General features: G+C 69.1%; 16 protein-coding genes. 4 read left to right on the top strand and 12 right to left on the bottom strand.

Going from position 1 to position 14,632, the window contains the following annotated elements; translation table 11 throughout:
• On the bottom strand, positions 1-419 hold a 419-nt coding region (locus VGO20_RS12345; RefSeq protein ID WP_327502647.1), incomplete at its 3' end, for an aldo/keto reductase.
• Between the two features lie 128 nt (positions 420-547).
• Here VGO20_RS12345 and VGO20_RS12340 point away from each other — a divergent pair.
• Complete coding sequence (locus tag VGO20_RS12340; RefSeq protein ID WP_327502646.1) at positions 548-1,498, top strand: LysR family transcriptional regulator; 951 nt, start codon at positions 548-550, stop codon at positions 1,496-1,498.
• Between the two features lie 12 nt (positions 1,499-1,510).
• Here the strand turns inward: VGO20_RS12340 and VGO20_RS12335 are convergent, their stop codons facing one another.
• Genes VGO20_RS12335 through VGO20_RS12300 form a run of 8 tightly spaced genes read right to left on the bottom strand, consistent with a single transcriptional unit; the run spans position 1,511 to position 8,571 of the window.
• Positions 1,511-2,305 (bottom strand): helix-turn-helix transcriptional regulator, encoded by a 795-nt coding sequence (locus VGO20_RS12335; RefSeq protein ID WP_327502645.1) that lies wholly within the window; start codon positions 2,303-2,305, stop codon positions 1,511-1,513.
• Positions 2,306-2,365: 60 nt separating this feature from the next.
• On the bottom strand, positions 2,366-3,388 hold the full coding sequence (locus tag VGO20_RS12330; protein WP_327502644.1) for a fumarylacetoacetate hydrolase family protein: 1,023 nt from the start codon (positions 3,386-3,388) through the stop codon (positions 2,366-2,368).
• Between the two features lie 53 nt (positions 3,389-3,441).
• On the bottom strand, positions 3,442-4,392 hold the full coding sequence (locus VGO20_RS12325; protein ID WP_327502643.1) for an MBL fold metallo-hydrolase: 951 nt from the start codon (positions 4,390-4,392) through the stop codon (positions 3,442-3,444).
• The gene (locus VGO20_RS12320) at positions 4,389-4,598 is read right to left on the bottom strand and encodes a DUF2783 domain-containing protein (RefSeq protein ID WP_327502642.1); all 210 of its coding nucleotides are present in this window, start codon (positions 4,596-4,598) and stop codon (positions 4,389-4,391) included. Before VGO20_RS12320 ends, VGO20_RS12325 begins: the two co-directional genes overlap by 4 nt.
• Positions 4,595-6,286 carry an FAD-dependent oxidoreductase gene (locus tag VGO20_RS12315; protein ID WP_327502641.1) on the bottom strand — a complete coding sequence of 564 codons (1,692 nt, stop codon included), beginning with the start codon at positions 6,284-6,286 and terminating at the stop codon, positions 4,595-4,597. Before VGO20_RS12315 ends, VGO20_RS12320 begins: the two co-directional genes overlap by 4 nt.
• Positions 6,287-6,289: 3 nt before the next feature.
• A complete protein-coding gene (locus VGO20_RS12310) occupies positions 6,290-7,066 on the bottom strand; it encodes a class II aldolase/adducin family protein (protein ID WP_327502640.1) in 777 nt (258 codons plus the stop codon).
• Positions 7,067-7,069: 3 nt separating this feature from the next.
• Positions 7,070-8,059, bottom strand: coding sequence for a ketopantoate reductase family protein (locus VGO20_RS12305; protein WP_327502639.1), 990 nt, complete (start codon positions 8,057-8,059; stop codon positions 7,070-7,072).
• Positions 8,056-8,571, bottom strand: coding sequence for a VOC family protein (locus tag VGO20_RS12300; protein WP_327502638.1), 516 nt, complete (start codon positions 8,569-8,571; stop codon positions 8,056-8,058). Before VGO20_RS12300 ends, VGO20_RS12305 begins: the two co-directional genes overlap by 4 nt.
• Before the next feature lie 166 nt (positions 8,572-8,737).
• Between VGO20_RS12300 and maiA the strand changes: the two genes are divergently transcribed.
• Together maiA and VGO20_RS12290 are read left to right on the top strand one after the other, a co-directional pair.
• Positions 8,738-9,382, top strand: coding sequence for a maleylacetoacetate isomerase (gene maiA / locus VGO20_RS12295; RefSeq protein ID WP_327502637.1), 645 nt, complete (start codon positions 8,738-8,740; stop codon positions 9,380-9,382).
• Entirely contained in the window at positions 9,379-10,911 is a 1,533-nt protein-coding gene (locus VGO20_RS12290; RefSeq protein ID WP_327502636.1) for a fumarate hydratase, read from the top strand. Before maiA ends, VGO20_RS12290 begins: the two co-directional genes overlap by 4 nt.
• 106 nt (positions 10,912-11,017) lie before the next feature.
• Here VGO20_RS12290 and VGO20_RS12285 read toward each other — a convergent pair whose 3' ends face one another.
• Together VGO20_RS12285 and VGO20_RS12280 are read right to left on the bottom strand one after the other, a co-directional pair.
• Positions 11,018-11,293 (bottom strand): type II toxin-antitoxin system YafQ family toxin, encoded by a 276-nt coding sequence (locus VGO20_RS12285; RefSeq protein ID WP_473964858.1) that lies wholly within the window; start codon positions 11,291-11,293, stop codon positions 11,018-11,020.
• Positions 11,290-11,715 (bottom strand): hypothetical protein, encoded by a 426-nt coding sequence (locus tag VGO20_RS12280; RefSeq protein ID WP_327502635.1) that lies wholly within the window; start codon positions 11,713-11,715, stop codon positions 11,290-11,292. Before VGO20_RS12280 ends, VGO20_RS12285 begins: the two co-directional genes overlap by 4 nt.
• A 531-nt stretch (positions 11,716-12,246) precedes the next feature.
• On the opposite strand from VGO20_RS12280, the gene VGO20_RS12275 reads away from it, so the two are divergent.
• Positions 12,247-12,513, top strand: a complete 267-nt coding sequence (locus tag VGO20_RS12275) for a type II toxin-antitoxin system RelB/DinJ family antitoxin (RefSeq protein WP_327502634.1) — start codon at positions 12,247-12,249, stop codon at positions 12,511-12,513.
• Between the two features lie 246 nt (positions 12,514-12,759).
• Here VGO20_RS12275 and VGO20_RS12270 read toward each other — a convergent pair whose 3' ends face one another.
• Complete coding sequence (locus VGO20_RS12270; RefSeq protein WP_327502633.1) at positions 12,760-14,403, bottom strand: acetolactate synthase large subunit; 1,644 nt, start codon at positions 14,401-14,403, stop codon at positions 12,760-12,762.
• Between the last annotated feature and the right edge of the window lie 229 nt (positions 14,404-14,632).

Genomic DNA, 14,632 nt, shown 5'->3' with positions numbered 1-14,632 from the left:
CCCGCCACGTCCTCGATGGGCACGCCGGGGTCGACGCGGTGCTGGTAGAACAGGTCGATCGCCTCGGTCCTCAGCCGCCGGAGCGAGGCTTCGGCGACCTCCCGGATGTGTTCCGGACGGCTGTCCAGGCCGACCCATTGCGGCCCGCCGTCGGGATCGGGCCCGAACCCGAACTTGGTCGCGATCGCCACCTGGTCGCGCAGAGGGGCGAGGGCTTCGCCCACGAGTTCCTCGTTCGTGAACGGGCCGTAGACCTCGGCGGTATCGAAGAACGTGACGCCGCGCTCCACGGCCGAGCGAAGCAGCGAGATCATCTCCCCCTTGTCGGCGGCCGGGCCGTAGGCGTGGCTCATGCCCATGCAGCCGAGCCCGATCGCCGACACCTCCAGGCCGCCGCTGCCGAGTTTGCGCTTGCGCATCGCGTTCTCTCCTTGTCGTTCATGTCGGGCCAGGGGCCGCCCCATGGCCACGCGACGGGACCTTAAAGGACGTGCCGCCCGGCGATTAGACGCTAAGATCGGCATGGACTTATATCAGGGGTTCATGAATGCGGCGCGAGGAGCTTGGCGACCTGATGGCGTTCCTCGCCGTGGCCGAGGAGCGCAGCTTCACCCGGGCCGCGGCGCGGCTCGGCACCTCGCAATCCGCGCTCAGCCACGTCCTGCGCCGGCTCGAGGCGCGTCTCGGGGTCCGGCTGCTGACCCGCACGACGCGCCGCGTCGTGCCGACCGATGCGGGTGAACGCCTGCTCCGCACGCTGGGCCCCGCGCTCGACGGGATCGGCGCCGAGCTGGCTGCCTTGAGCGCGCTGCGCGACAGGCCGGCCGGCACGGTCCGCATCGCGACCGGCGGGCACGCCGCCGACGCGATCCTGTGGCCGGCCCTGGCGCGCCTGCTGCCCGACCATCCCGACATCGACGTCGAGCTGACGATCGACCAGGGTCTGACCGACATCGTGGCCGGGCGCTTCGACGCCGGCGTCCGCCTGGGCGAGCAGGTGGCGAAGGACATGATCGCCGTGCGCATCGGGCCGGACATGCGCATGGCCGTCGTCGGCGCCCCTTCCTATTTCGCGGGCCGCCCGGCGCCGGGGACGCCGCACGACCTCACCGGCCACGCCTGCATCAACCTGCGCCTGCCGACCTCGGGCGGCCTGTACGCCTGGGGGTTCGGGAAGGACGGGCGCGAGCTGAAGGTGCGCGTCGACGGGCAGCTCGTGTTCAACGACACGTCCATGATCCTGCGGGCGGCGGCCGCCGGGTTCGGCCTGGCCTGCGTGCTCGACGACCAGGCGCTGCCCCTGATCGGCGACGGCCGGCTCGTGCGGGTGCTCGCGGACTGGTGCCCGCCGTTCCCGGGCTACCACCTCTACTACCCCAGCCGCCGCCAGCTCGCCCCGGCATTCGCCCTGGTGGTGGAGGCGCTGCGCACCAACGCGAAACTCCCCTCTCCCGTGCAACGGGAGAGGGAGGGGCCCAACCGAAGGTTGGGAGGGTGAGGGCCCGCCCCCTCACAGCCCCGCGTAATACTTCGTGACCAGTTCGCGCTGGCTGGCGACGCCCAGGCGGGCATAGGCCTTCTGCCGGTGGGTGATGACGCTGGTCGGCTTGATGCCCAGCATCTGCGCGAGGTCGTCCGCGGTCATCCCGACGACGGTCCCGGCCGCCACCTGCGCCTCGCGCCGGGACAGTTCGGGGAACTGCTCCTTCAGGCGCATCAGCGCCTCGTCGTAGTCGGTGCCGCCGTCGCGCGCGATCAGCTCGATGTGGCGGGCGGCGGCGGCGCGGACCACCGGGGCGAAGCCCAGCAGGATGTCGACGTCCCTCTCCGTGAACTCGCCCTCCGCGACGCTGCGGTAGAAGCTGACCGAGACCCCGTGGCCGCGCCGGGTCTTCAGCAGCACCGACAGCCGGTCGACGATGTTGGCGCGCTCGTAGCAGAGCCGCCGGTACTGGAGCGACGGCACCTCGTCGCGCCGCAGATACGAGATCACGGTGCCCTCGCCGGCCATGCGGCGGAGCAGGATCTCGATGTTCGGGTCCTCCCGGTAGCAGCCGGAGACGTAGCTCTCCGCCGCCCGCGCGGCATAGAAGGGCGAGCACACGCTGTCGGTGCCCAGGAACAGCGGCGTCGGGCCGCCGGTATAGGCGAACATCGACACGAAGGCGGGATTGCCGACGCTTCCCATCGAGCGCAGGAGGGTAGGGACGAAGCTGCTTCGTCCGACGGCGTCGAAGATGCTGCACACGGCCCGGCTCGGGACCGGGCCCATCTCCGACGCCTCGGGGAACGGGAGCTCGCGCAACTGCACCCCCTGGCGCCAATGGACCGATGGTTACAGTTATAAGGCCGCCCGCCCCTGCATTCAATCGGACTGCCGATCGGACCGCGGATCGGCCTGCGGGGGACGGACCGGCGTCACGACCTGGTCGATGGCGCCGAACACCGACCGGCCCTCGCGGTCCAGCATCTCGATGCGCACCCGCTCGCCGGCGGCGAGGAAGGGCGTGCGCGGCGCGCCGTGCTCGACCATCTCCCGGGCCCGCCGCTCCGCGATGCAGGCGCTGCCGACGCCGCGGTCGGCGTTCGAGACGGTGCCCGAGCCGATGATCGCGCCGGCCGCGAGCGGGCGGGTGCGGGCGACATGGGCGACCATGCGGCGGAACCCGAACACCATGTCCCGGCCCGCGTTCGGCCGCCCGAACGGTTCGGCGCCCCGCCGCACCAGCAGCGGCAGGTGGATCCGGTCGCCGTCCCAGGCGTCGCCCAGCTCGTCCGGCGTGACGGCGACGGGCGAGAAGGCGGTCTGCGGCTTGCTCTGGAAGAAGCCGAAGCCCTTGGCCAACTCGCCCGGCACCAGGTCGCGCAGGGTGACGTCGTTCACCAGCATCAGCAGCCGGATATGCCGGCCGGCCGCCTGCTCGTCCGTGCCGGCCGGGACGTCGTCGACGATCGCGGCGACCTCGCCCTCGAAGTCCAGGCCCCAGCCCGGGTCCATCATCGGGATCGGGTCCGTGGGGCCGAGATTGCAGTCGCCGGCTCCCTGGTAGACCAGCGGGTCGTTCCAGAAGCTGTCCGGCAGCGTCGCGCCGCGGGCCCGGCGCACCAGCTCGACATGCGTGACGTAGGAGCTGAAATCGGCCCACTGGTAGGCCCGCGGCAGCGGCGCCATCGCGGCGGCGGGGTCGAACGGCTCCGCGCCTTCGGCCCGGCCTTCCTCCAGGCGCCGGGCGAGGTCGCGCAGCTCCGGCTCGACCCGCGTCCAGTGGTCGAGCGCGTATTGCAGCGTCGGGGCGGCGGGTCCGGCCCGCACGGCCCGGTCGAGGCCGCGGGAGACGACGGCGAGCGCGCCATCGCGCGTGCCGTCCTTCAGGCTGGCTAGCTTCATGTCGGTTCTGCCGGTCTTTCGGTTCGCGGGAGGGCCAAGGGAGCAGGCGTGGATCAGGCGTGGATCGTGTTCCAGAGTTCCGCGTCGCGTTCCGCGGTCCAGATCCGCGGGTGCTCGAAGCCCCGCAGCTCGTCGTAGGCCCGCGCCACGTCGAAGGCGAGCGCGTGCACGAAGATCGGCCAGTCGCCGAAACGGGGCGTCATGCGCTCCTCGGCGATGCGGTAGCAGTCGCGCAGGCCCTTGCCGGACTTCAGCCCGATCTCGACCGATTCCAGGACCGAGATGATGAAGTCCTTGGTCGCGTCGACCGCGTCGCTCACCTGCTGGCGGTCCGTCATCGCCGGGCCGCGGCCGGGCACGACGACCGGCGCGTCGAGGGCGCGCAGCCGCTCCAGGGTCGACAGCCAGTCGCGCATGTAGGCGTCGCCGGTGTAGACGCCGCAGCGGTTCTCGACCAGGTCGCCCGCGAACACGACGCCGGCGTCGGGGATCCAGCAGACCGCGTCCCCGCGCGAATGGCCGCGGCCGAGATGGCTGAACCGCAGCTCCCGCTCGCCGAACCAGAAGCTCATCCCGGTATCGAAGGTCATGCGCGGCAGCGTCAGCCCCGGGATCTGCTCGGCGCCCTTGAACAGCCTCGGGAACCGGCGCATCTCCGATTCCATGTCGGCGGCGCCGCGCTCGCGGATCAGGTGCAGCGTATCGCGCGAGGAGATCACGGCCTCGGCGCCGAAGGCGCTCGCGCCGAGCGCCCTGACCGCGTGGTAATGGGTCAGGAAGACGTAGCGGACGGGACGCTCGGTCACGGTCCGGATGTCTTCCATCATCTCGCTTGCGAGCTGCGGGGTCGCCCGCGCGTCGATCACGAGCACCCCCTCGTCGCCGACGACGAAGCCGCAATTGGGGTCGGACTGGCTGACATAGCCGTAGACCCCGCGGGCGAGCTCGACGACGCGCGCCTTCTGGTCCGTGGTGTCGTTGGCGGAAGCGAATGCGGTGCTCATGGGCGGTCTCCGGCGCGGCGCTCCTGCGCCGCCTGTTCGATGCAGGACAGCAGCACGTCGTTCCGGCCGATCTGGTTGGCCAGCAGGAAGACGAGCCGCAGGGCGAAGTCGAGGCTCTCGTCGGGGCTCAGCCCCTCGTTCCTCCTAACGATCTCCGCGTAGAAGCGGTCGGGGTCCTCGATGTTGGGGTCGAGCCTGATCGTCATGGCGTTTCTCCGATCGCGAGGGCGAAGCGCAGCAGGTCGGCCGCGGCCTGCGGGGAGGCGTCGCGCACGACGCCGGCGCAGTAGAGGTCCGGCCGGACGGCGATGAAGTCGCCCGGGCCGGCGGGCACCAGGCGCAGGATCTCCCCGCTCGCGTCCGCCAGGCCGCCGGCGGGGACCGGCGTGCCGGCCGGGACCAGCGGCACGACGCTCGCCGGCACGCCCGCCGCGGCCTCCGCGATCCGGTGATGGCTCCGGTCGTCGGGCCCGCGGGGTACGTACAGGCCCAGCAGCCCGTTGCCGGCCACCGCGTCCATGAGGTGGCGGCCCTCGCCGACCGGCAGGTTGGGCAGGCAGGCCCCGCCGCCCTGCGCGATGACGGGCGAGCCGGGATATTCGTTCGGCACCGTCAGCCGGCCGGTATTGACCATCGTCCGCGCGAAGGGGTGGCGGCGCGCCAGGTCGATCGCCGCCGTCCTGAGCCGGCGCTCGAACTCCGACCGCGGGGCGAGGAAGCGCGCCGACTGGGTCGTGATGCGGATGTTCTCGGCCGCGGCCGCGCGCCGCTCCGTCGAATAGCTGCGCAGCAGCACCTCCGGCGCCTGGCCGCCGAGCACGAGGGCGAGCTTCCAGCCGAGGTTCTCGGCGTCCTGGACGCCGGAATTGCCGCCGCGCGCCCCGAACGGGCTCATGACATGGGCTGCGTCGCCCGCGAACAGCACGCGCCCCAGCACGAACTCGTCCAGGAGCTGGGTCCGGTACTGCCACGGGCCGACCCAGACCAGCTCGAAGTCGATCCCCGGGCCGAGATGCTCGCGCACGCGCGCCGTCGCGACCTCCAGGCTCGCCGCGTCCGCGGGGTCGCTGTCGGGGTCGAGCTGGTAGTCCAGGCGCCAGACCTCGTCGGCCATGACGTGCTGCCACACCGCCCGGCCGCCGTTGAAGGGGGCGTCGACCCAGGTCCAGCGCTCGGCCGTCATCGGCCTGCTGAAGCGGACGTCGCAGATGCACCAGCGGTCCTCGCTGCGCGCGGGATGCGAATCGAGGCCGAGCGCGGTGCGCACGAAGCTGTTGGCCCCGCCCGCGTCCACCACCCGGTCCGCCACGATGGCGTAGCGCCCCTCGGGCGTCGCGACCTCCAGGCGCACGCCGTCGGCGCCGGCCTCCACGCCGACGACCTCGTTCCGCCAGCGAAGCTGCGCCCGGCCGAGCTCGACGACGCGCTCCACCAGGTACCATTCGACGTAGTATTGCTGGATGTTGCAGAACGGCGGCTGCTTCGACCGGCTGTCCCGGGCGCGGTCGAAGGTGTAGACGACGTCGTGGCCCGACAGCGTGCGCCCGACCGACCACTGGACGCCCTTGGCGTCGATCCGGCCGAACACGCCGAGCCGGTCCATGATCTCCAGCGTCTTTTGCGAATACACCATGCCGCGCGACGACGCGCCGCGCACGCCGACGGTGTCGTCGTCGTCGAGGACGACCGCCTCGATCCCGCGCAGCGACAGGTCCGCCGCCAGGGTCAGCCCGGTCAGCCCCGCGCCGACGATGACGACGCGGTGGCGCTCGGCGGCGCCGGTGCGCACGGCCTCGGGGATCACGGCCGGGTATGTGGGCAGCGCGTAGCCGGTCGTGCCGGCGTCGGGCTGTGCCCTGGGTCCTGGTGCCCCGGGTCCTGATGATGGCGTCATGGTTCAGCTCCGGAAATCGACGAAGGCCCGGCGGCGCTCCATCTCCATGCGCCGGATCACCGCGTCGAGCATCTTGCGGCCCAGCTCCCCCTCGGGGTCGAAATGCTCCCCGTCATGGGCCGCGGCGAGGCGGACCGGGTCGGGGACCGGCACGTCGTCCCCCGCCATCGACTGCACCTTGCACTGGACGTCGCAGGCGCGCTGGAGCGTCCACATCAGCCAGAAGGCCTTGTGCAGGCTCTGCGCCACGACCAGCAGGCCGTGGTTGCGCAGGACCAGGATGCTCTTGTCGCCCAGGCTGGCGACCAGCCTCGGTTGCTCGCCGGCATGGACGGTGATCCCCTCGAAGTCGTGGTAGGCGACCCGGCCGAAGAGCTGGGCGCCGTAGAAACTGTCGTGGGACAGCCCGTCCTTCTTGCACGCGACCGCGATGCCGGTGTCGGTGTGGACATGGATGATGCAGTGCGCGTCGTCGCGCGCGGCGTGGATCGCGGAATGGATGATGAAGCCGGCCCGGTTCACGCGCCCCTGCGCGCCGCCGACCGGGTTCCCGGCGATGTCGATCTTGACGAGGTTGGAGGCGGTCACCTCCGCGTAGTGCAGCCCGAACGGGTTGATGAGGTAGTGGCGCTCCGGCCCGGGGACGCGGACCGTGATGTGGTTGAAGATCGATTCCGTCCAGCCGAGATGGTCGAACGCGTGGTAGCAGGCCGCGAGCTGCTCGCGCAGCCCGCGCTCGTCCTGATCATCCGCCTGACGGATAGGCATGTCGTGGACCATGGGTCAGTCTCCTCCGGGAGGATGGTTCGCCCGTTCGGCGACGAGGGCTTCGAGCAGGGCGAGCGTGGGCGCCGGGACGCCGGCCAGGCGCCCCAGCTCGACGACCGCGCCCAGGATCGCTCCGGTCTCGACCGGGCGGCCGCGCTCCAGGTCCTGCAGCATGGAGGACTTGGCGCCGCCGACCTTGCCGGCCATCGCGATGCGGGCCTCGACGTCGACCGGGAAGTCGATGCCGTGCCGCCCGCCGACCGCCATCGCCTCGCGCATCGCGGCGCGCACGATCGCGAGCAGCGGTTCCGACGCGCAGATCTCCCCGAACCGCGCCCCCGTCAGGGCCGAGACCGGGTTGAACGCCGCGTTGCCCGCCAGCTTCACCCAGATGTCCCGGCGGATCGCCTCGCTCGCCCGCGCCCGCAGCCCGGCCGCTTCCGCGGCCTGCGCGACCAGGCGCGCGGCCGCGTCGTCGCGCGGGTCGGCGGCGCCGAACAGGAAGTCGCCGTCGGTGGTCAGGCGGACGATCCCGGGGCCCTCCAGCGTCGCGGCCGTATGCGCGACGCCGCCCACCAGCGTCGACGCGCCGAACCGCGCCAGCAGGCGTCCCTCGGGATCGACCGCGCGCACGGGCCGGTCCCGGAACGGCCCGTCCAGGCCCTGGAAATACCACCACGGTATCCCGTTCAGCACCGGCACCAGCGGGACGCCGGGGCGGGCGAGGCCGGCTACCGCGTCCGCCAGCGCCTCGATCCCATGGGCCTTCACCGTCAGGAACACGACGTCGCAGGGGCCCAGCCCGGCCGCCCGGTCGGTGGCCAGCACGCGCGCCGTGCGCTCGCCCTCTCGCGTGCGCAGCCTCAGCCCGTCCCGGCGCACCGCGTCCAGATGCGCGCCGCGTGCGACGATGGCGACCTCGTGCCCGGCCAGCGCGAAGCGCGCCGCCAGGTACCCGCCGATGGCGCCGGCGCCGACGACCCCGATGCGCCGGGGCAGGCTCATGCGCGCGCCTCCAGGCGGCTGCGCTTCTCCTGGGTCCAGGCCGCGAGCTCGCCGTGCGCGGAGCGCTCCTTGCGGTCCATGTACTCGTCGACCCCGGTATAGGTCGTCAGCTCCAGGCGGATGCCGTTGGGGTCGAAGAAGTAGATCGAGGCGATGAAGTGGTGGTCGGTCAGGCCGAGCACGTGGATGCCGTGGCTCTCCAGCCTGCGCTTGGCCCGGTGCAGGTCCTCCAGCGAGGCGACCTGCAGCGCCAGATGGTTCACCCAGGCCGGCGTGTTCGGCGACGGCTCGGCCGCGACGTCGTCGCCGAGGTCGAAGAAGGCGAGGTGGGAGCCGTCGGCCATGCGGAAGAAGATGTGGACGAAGGGGCAGTCCTCGCCGGTGCTGGGCACCCGTTCCGCCCGCACGAGGTGGACGAGCGGCAGGCCCAGGACGTCCTCGTAGAAATGGCGGGTCTCCTCCGCGTCGCGGCAGCGGTAGGCGAAGTGGTGAAGTCCTCGGATCGGGACCATGCGCGGTTCTCCCGGCTGGTTGGTCGGGCCGGACGCCCGTCCGGTTCTGGCGGGAGGATGGCGGCCGGCCCCGGGGCCGTCATTCCTCATGGATGAGGATTGGCCGCGTGGCCCGGCCGCGCGAGGCTCCTGGCCACGATACGCGCGCCGAACGGAAGGAAAGCCGGTGAAGCTCTACACCTATTTCAGGTCGTCCGCGGCCTATCGGGTCCGCATCGTCCTGGCGCTCAAGGGCATCGAGGCCGAGCACCGCTTCGTCCACATGCTGAAGGGCGGCGGCCAGCAGCATTCGCCGGAATACCGCGGCGTCAACCCGGTCGGCCTCGTGCCCGCGATCGAGGACGACGGCTTCGTCCTCGCCCAGTCGGCGGCGATTTGCGAGTACATCGATGAGCTCCATCCCGAGCCGCGCCTGCTGCCCGCCGACATCCGGCTGCGCGCCTATGTCCGGATGGTGTCCCAGACCGTCGCCTGCGACATCCACCCCCTGAACAATCTCCGCGTCCTGAAGTACCTGACCGGCCCGCTGGGCCTTGGCGAGGAGCACAAGCTCGCCTGGTACCGGCACTGGATCGCGGAAGGGCTCGGCGGCCTGGAGCGCGTGCTGGACGGCCATGGCCTCGCCGGGCGCTTCTGCCTCGCGGACGCGCCGACGCTCGCCGACGCGTTCCTCGTGCCCCAGGTCTACAACGCGCTGCGCTACCAGTGCCCGATCGACGCCTATCCCCGCATCCGCGCGATCTACGACGCCTGCGTGGCGCATCCGGCGTTCCGCCGCGCGGCCCCCGAAGCCCAGGGCGACGTCGAATGACGGTGGTGATCCGCGGCGAGGACGTCGTCGAGACGGTCGCAGGCGCGCTGCAATACGTCGCCTGCCACCATCCCCCCGACTACGTCCGCCACCTCGCGCGCGCCTACGAGATCGAGGAGAGCCCGGCGGCGCGCGACGCGATCGCCCAGATCCTGCTGAACTCGCGCATGGCCTCGCTGGGCCGCCGGCCGATCTGCCAGGACACCGGCATCGTCAACGTTTTCCTGCGCATCGGCATGGACGTCCGCTTCGACGCCGACCGCGGCCTGGCCGCGCTGGTGGACGAGGGGGTGCGCCGCGCCTACCTGGACCCGGTGAACCCTCTGCGCGCCTCGGTCGTGCGCGACCCGCTGTTCGCGCGGGCCAACACCCGCGACAACTCCCCCGCGGTCGTCCACATGGACGTGGTACCCGGCCGCACCTTGGAGATCACGGTCGCCGCCAAGGGCGGTGGGTCGGAGAACAAGGCGCGCTTCGCGGTGCTGAACCCCAGCGACGGCGTCGTCGACTGGGTGCTGCGCACCGTGCCCGAGCTGGGCGCCGGCTGGTGCCCGCCGGGCATGCTGGGCATCGGCGTCGGCGGCACGGCCGAGAAGGCGATGCTGCTGGCCAAGGAAGCCCTGATGGAGCCGATCGACATGACCGATCTGCTGCGCCGCGGGCCGAACACGCCCGAGGAGGAGATGCGGATCGATATCTACCGCAAGGTCAACGGCCTCGGCATCGGCGCGCAGGGGCTGGGCGGCCTGACGACGGTGCTCGACGTCAAGATCCGCAGCTTCCCGACCCACGCCGCCTCGCTCCCGGTCGGCCTGATCCCGAACTGTGCCGCGACGCGCCATGCGCGCGTGGTCCTCGACGGCTCCGGCCCGGTCCGCCTCGACCCGCCCGACCCGGCGGACTGGCCCGCGATCGTCCTCGACCGCTCGGCGGCCGGGACCCGGCGGGTCGACCTCGACCGGCTGACGCGCGAGGAGGTGGCCTCCTGGCGGCCGGGGGAGACGCTGCTGCTGACCGGGCGCCTGCTCACGGGGCGCGACGCCGCCCACAAGCGGATGGTCGACATGCTGGCGCGCGGCGAGACGCTGCCCGTCGATTTCGCCGGCCGCGTCATCTACTACGTCGGCCCCGTCGACGCGGCCGAGGGCGAGGCGGTCGGTCCCGCGGGGCCCACGACCGCGACGCGCATGGACAAGTTCACCGAGCCGATGCTGGCCGCGACCGGCCTGCTCGCCATGGTCGGCAAGGCCGAGCGCGGGCCCGAGGCGATCGAGGCGATCCGCCGCCACCGCGCCGCCTACCTGATCGCGGTCGGCGGCGCCGCCTACCTCGTCTCCAAGGCGATCCGCAGCGCGCGCGTCGTCGCCTTCCCCGACCTCGGCATGGAGGCCATCCACGAGTTCGAGGTCGCGGACATGCCCGTCACCGTCGCGGTCGACGCGGCCGGCACCTCGGTCCACGCGCTCGGGCCGGCGCATTGGCGCCGCCTCATCGCGGAGCGCGGCGCCGCGCCACGGGACGCCCGATAAGTCCGGGGAGATGAACCGCCGCTCCGTCCCGAAGGGTCTCGGGGCCGGCGGACCACCACTGGTCCGCGCTGGCTGCACTGGCTGAGCCTCGGCTTGTACTGCCATCCTATTCGAACAATTCGCTGTGCGACCCCAGGCGAACGAGGGTGAGCATGCTATCGTTTCTCGCGTAGATCAGCACCAGGTCCGGCTTCACGTGGCAGTCCCGGAACCCTTTCCATGTTCCACCCAGGGAATGGTCCCGCAGCCGTTCGGGAAGTTCCTCGTCGCCGCGGAGCATTGTGATCACTGGCATAAGGATTTCATCCAGCCGCGCGTTCGTCCTTTTCTCACGTTTGTAGTCACGCTTGAACTGGGTGGTCCGCTCGATGCTGCGCATCATGCGCCCCCGTTGGAGGAGATGATGGTTTCGAGCTGTTGTGTCGGCAGAAAGGGGTCCGTCATGTCCTTTGCACCGATCTCGAGCGCCCACTCGAGCAGAGCGTTGTAGCTGGCCTCCGTCAGTCCCGGCGTCTTGTTGTCGTGGTGCCATCGCAGGACGAGGTGGGGGTTCCAGATGATCGCGTTGCTCAACGGCCCCGACTTGCCGGGTTTGATGTCGATGAAGAAAAGCTCCTGGAGCTTCTTCATACGTGTTGCCCAAGTATGTTGGCCGCGCTGGCCGCCGAAGCCGGAGGCGTTCGCCATCTCCCCGTGCTTGTTCAGCACCACGAACGAGTTGTCCCACGTGTTGCACCAGAGGGTGAGATAGGTCGATGAGACCGGTGCCCCCTTGGTCATCTCGTCCATGATCTTCAAGATCATGGGCATGGTCTTGGGGATCGTTGTGAAACCCTTGTTTGCGCTACGGTGCCATAGATACGGGTCAGCCCCCGGCCAGTGCAACTCACGAAACGCAAGCTGCTTCTTGGCTATCGCACTCGCCTCCCTTGTCGCCATTCCTGATCCTCGTTGATATCTCCAGATGCCCGCTGGCGGCGGGCAATTCAGATTGTGCGCTGGAATCCCTTATAGAACAATGACTTAGATCCTTATTCGAGAACCGCATATTTTGATGTTATGGTGTTTGTGGACCTCGAGCTGCAGAAAAAAATTTCCCTCAATGGAATGTGTGCAACGTATGTTTCGGAGTGGGGCTGATTAACGTTGTTAGATCAAAGACTTAGCGGCCCGCTGACTGTTCTGCTATGTACTCGTCGTGCTTGAACGTGCTGTGCGTACTCCACGTTCTCCCGGATGGTTCGGAAGGGTTGCCGGGCTTGATCCACCAAACGAAAGGCGTCATGTTCCTGAATGTAGCCACAACGTAGCCCAACGAATTTGAGAGGTGGTCCCATGGCTGCAACCGACGTCGTCCGGGCTCGCATCGACCCCGACGTGAAGAAAGCGGCCACTGCCGTCCTTGCCGAGATGGGGCTCTCCGTGTCCGACGCGATCAGGCTCATGTTGGTGCGCATCGCTGCCGATCGGTCCCTGCCGTTCGAGATCCGCGTGCCGAACGACAGGACGGAAGCTGCTCTACGAGCGGCGCAACAGGGGAAGGTCAATCAATTCGAGAATGTCGCCGCTTTGATCGCCGACCTCAACGACGATGAGGATTGAATCGCTAAGCGGTGTCGAGCCGCGCAGTGTTTGTCCGTAACCTCGTTCGAGCGGGCTTGTATCTCGGTGGTCGGTGTCGTCCGCAAGCATGGCGTCGAGGTGACGTAGGGCTTGTAGGCGGTTGCGGTCGGGGCGGCATGACCGGCTTGTCCGCCGCTGCCGGGATGAGGGGAGCCTCGATCCCGGCCGGCCCGTCGAACGACGTCCCGAGAGACGGCCGTGCTGGTCGGAACCACCCGACGACGGTCAGAGTGCCGAACTGCGCTGCAGAATATCTCGATGCAGGATGCGGTCGTTCTCGCTGTAGTCGATCGGACAGTCGACGACATGGACGCCGGGCGTGGCGAGGCATTGCCGCAGCAGTGGCCTGATGTCTTCTGCGGAACCTATCCGATGGCCTATTGCTCCGTAGCTCTGCGCGTAGGCGACGAAGTCCGGATTGCCGTAGGACAGACCGAAGTCATCATATTCGAGCTGCTGCTGCTTCCAGCGGATCATGCCATACGCGTCGTCTCTCAGGATCATCACCGTGAGGTTCAGTTTGAGCCTGACGGCCGTTTCCAGCTCTTGGCTGTTCATCATGAACCCGCCGTCGCCACATACCGCGAGGATTGCCTTGTCCGGCTCGACGAGCCGGGCGGCCATCGCCGACGGAAGGCCAGCTCCCATGGTCGCCAACGCGTTGTCGAGCAGAACGGTGTTGGGCAGATGGGCCTTGTAGTTGCGCGCGAACCAGATCTTGTAAACGCCATTGTCGAGGGCGACGATGCCGTCGGACGGCATCACCGCTCGAACGTCGGCAACCAGTCGCTGCGGGTAGACTGGAAACCGATTGTCGGCCGCACCTTCGGCCAGATGCGCTTCATTCGCGGCGCGAATCTGCAACAGGCGCGAAAAGTCCCAATGATCGGGAGCGCTCAGTGCCTCGGTGATCTGCCAGATCGAATTCGCAATGTCGCCGATGACCTCGATTTGGGGAAAGTAGACGGGATCGACTTCGGCGGACCGGAAATTTACATGGATCACGCGGGCGCCATTGCGCTGCATGAAAAATGGCGGCTTCTCGATTACGTCGTGACCGATATTCACGATGAGGTCGGTCTCATCGAGCGCGCGATGGACGAAGTCGCCGGACGATAAGGCGGCATTGCCCAGGAATCCGTCGTGACGCTCGTCGATCACGCCTTTTCCCAGCTGCGTGGTGACGAACGGTATGCCTGTCTTCTCGCAGAACAGGGACAGCATTCGTGCGGTCATCTTCCGGTTGGCGCCCGCGCCGATCACCGCCAGCGGGGATTTCGCATGCTCGAGCGCGTCCACGGCGGCCTGGATCGCCTTCACCTCCGCGACCGGGCGCCGGCTCCGGCTGGCGCCGATCGGCAGACTTGTTGTCTCCTCGTCGGCAATGTCCTCCGGCAACTCCAGGTGTACGGCGCCTGGCTTTTCTTCCTCGGCGAGTCGGATAGCCTCACGGACGCGTGCTGGAATGTTGTCGGCCGACGCAAGCTGATGGGTGAACTTGGTGACCGGCGCAAACATGTCGATCACGTCTATGATCTGAAAACGACCTTGCTTCGGCCTGCGGATCGGCTTCTGACCGGTGATCATCATCATCGGCATGCCGCCAAGGCTGGCATAGGCGGCTGCCGTGACGAGATTCGTCGCGCCAGGACCGAGCGTGGACAGACAGACCCCCGCCTTTCCGGTGAGCCGGCCATAGGTTGCCGCCATGAAGCCCGCCGCCTGCTCATGCCGCGTCAGTACCAGCTTGATCTGCCTGGACTTCGCCAGGGAATTCAGAAACGCCAGGTTCTCTTCACCGGGTACGCCGAAGATGTACTCGACTCCCTCGGCCTCGAGACAGGAAACGAAGAGGTCGGATGCATTCATGGAGTACTCTCGCGTATGGGTTAAATCGCGGATCGTTGAGGCGGTCATCGCAATGGTCACGCGCAGATGCAGTGGCTATGGACCAAGGGGCAACTACCTTGATGTGGAGACCCTATGTGCCAGATGATTTCCGGCCAAGATAGTTTTCTTAAGGCATGCTTCTCGGCGCCATCACGCGCCTGCCGATCCGGTCCGCGCTGATGCGGCATCTCGGCCCGGAGATCCCGAC

The sequence above is a fragment of the Arenibaculum sp. genome (genome assembly GCF_035998295.1).
Classification (GTDB): domain Bacteria; phylum Pseudomonadota; class Alphaproteobacteria; order Azospirillales; family Azospirillaceae; genus DASYHS01.
Note: the sequence above shows the minus strand (reverse complement) of the source record. Positions and strands in the feature narration are given on the sequence as shown.

Bases quoted from the DNA above. Each gene is read 5' to 3' on its own strand.
- VGO20_RS12340 (WP_327502646.1), top strand. From the start codon at position 548: ATGCGGCGCGAGGAGCTTGGCGACCTGATGGCGTTCCTCGCCGTGGCC.
- VGO20_RS12330 (WP_327502644.1), bottom strand. From the start codon at position 3,388: ATGAAGCTAGCCAGCCTGAAGGACGGCACGCGCGATGGCGCGCTCGCC.
- VGO20_RS12325 (WP_327502643.1), bottom strand. From the start codon at position 4,392: ATGAGCACCGCATTCGCTTCCGCCAACGACACCACGGACCAGAAGGCG.
- VGO20_RS12320 (WP_327502642.1), bottom strand. From the start codon at position 4,598: ATGACGATCAGGCTCGACCCCAACATCGAGGACCCCGACCGCTTCTAC.
- VGO20_RS12315 (WP_327502641.1), bottom strand. From the start codon at position 6,286: ATGACGCCATCATCAGGACCCGGGGCACCAGGACCCAGGGCACAGCCC.
- VGO20_RS12310 (WP_327502640.1), bottom strand. From the start codon at position 7,066: ATGGTCCACGACATGCCTATCCGTCAGGCGGATGATCAGGACGAGCGC.
- VGO20_RS12305 (WP_327502639.1), bottom strand. From the start codon at position 8,059: ATGAGCCTGCCCCGGCGCATCGGGGTCGTCGGCGCCGGCGCCATCGGC.
- VGO20_RS12300 (WP_327502638.1), bottom strand. From the start codon at position 8,571: ATGGTCCCGATCCGAGGACTTCACCACTTCGCCTACCGCTGCCGCGAC.
- VGO20_RS12290 (WP_327502636.1), top strand. From the start codon at position 9,379: ATGACGGTGGTGATCCGCGGCGAGGACGTCGTCGAGACGGTCGCAGGC.
- VGO20_RS12285 (WP_473964858.1), bottom strand. From the start codon at position 11,293: ATGATGCGCAGCATCGAGCGGACCACCCAGTTCAAGCGTGACTACAAA.
- VGO20_RS12280 (WP_327502635.1), bottom strand. From the start codon at position 11,715: ATGATCTTGAAGATCATGGACGAGATGACCAAGGGGGCACCGGTCTCA.
- VGO20_RS12275 (WP_327502634.1), top strand. From the start codon at position 12,247: ATGGCTGCAACCGACGTCGTCCGGGCTCGCATCGACCCCGACGTGAAG.
- VGO20_RS12270 (WP_327502633.1), bottom strand. From the start codon at position 14,403: ATGAATGCATCCGACCTCTTCGTTTCCTGTCTCGAGGCCGAGGGAGTC.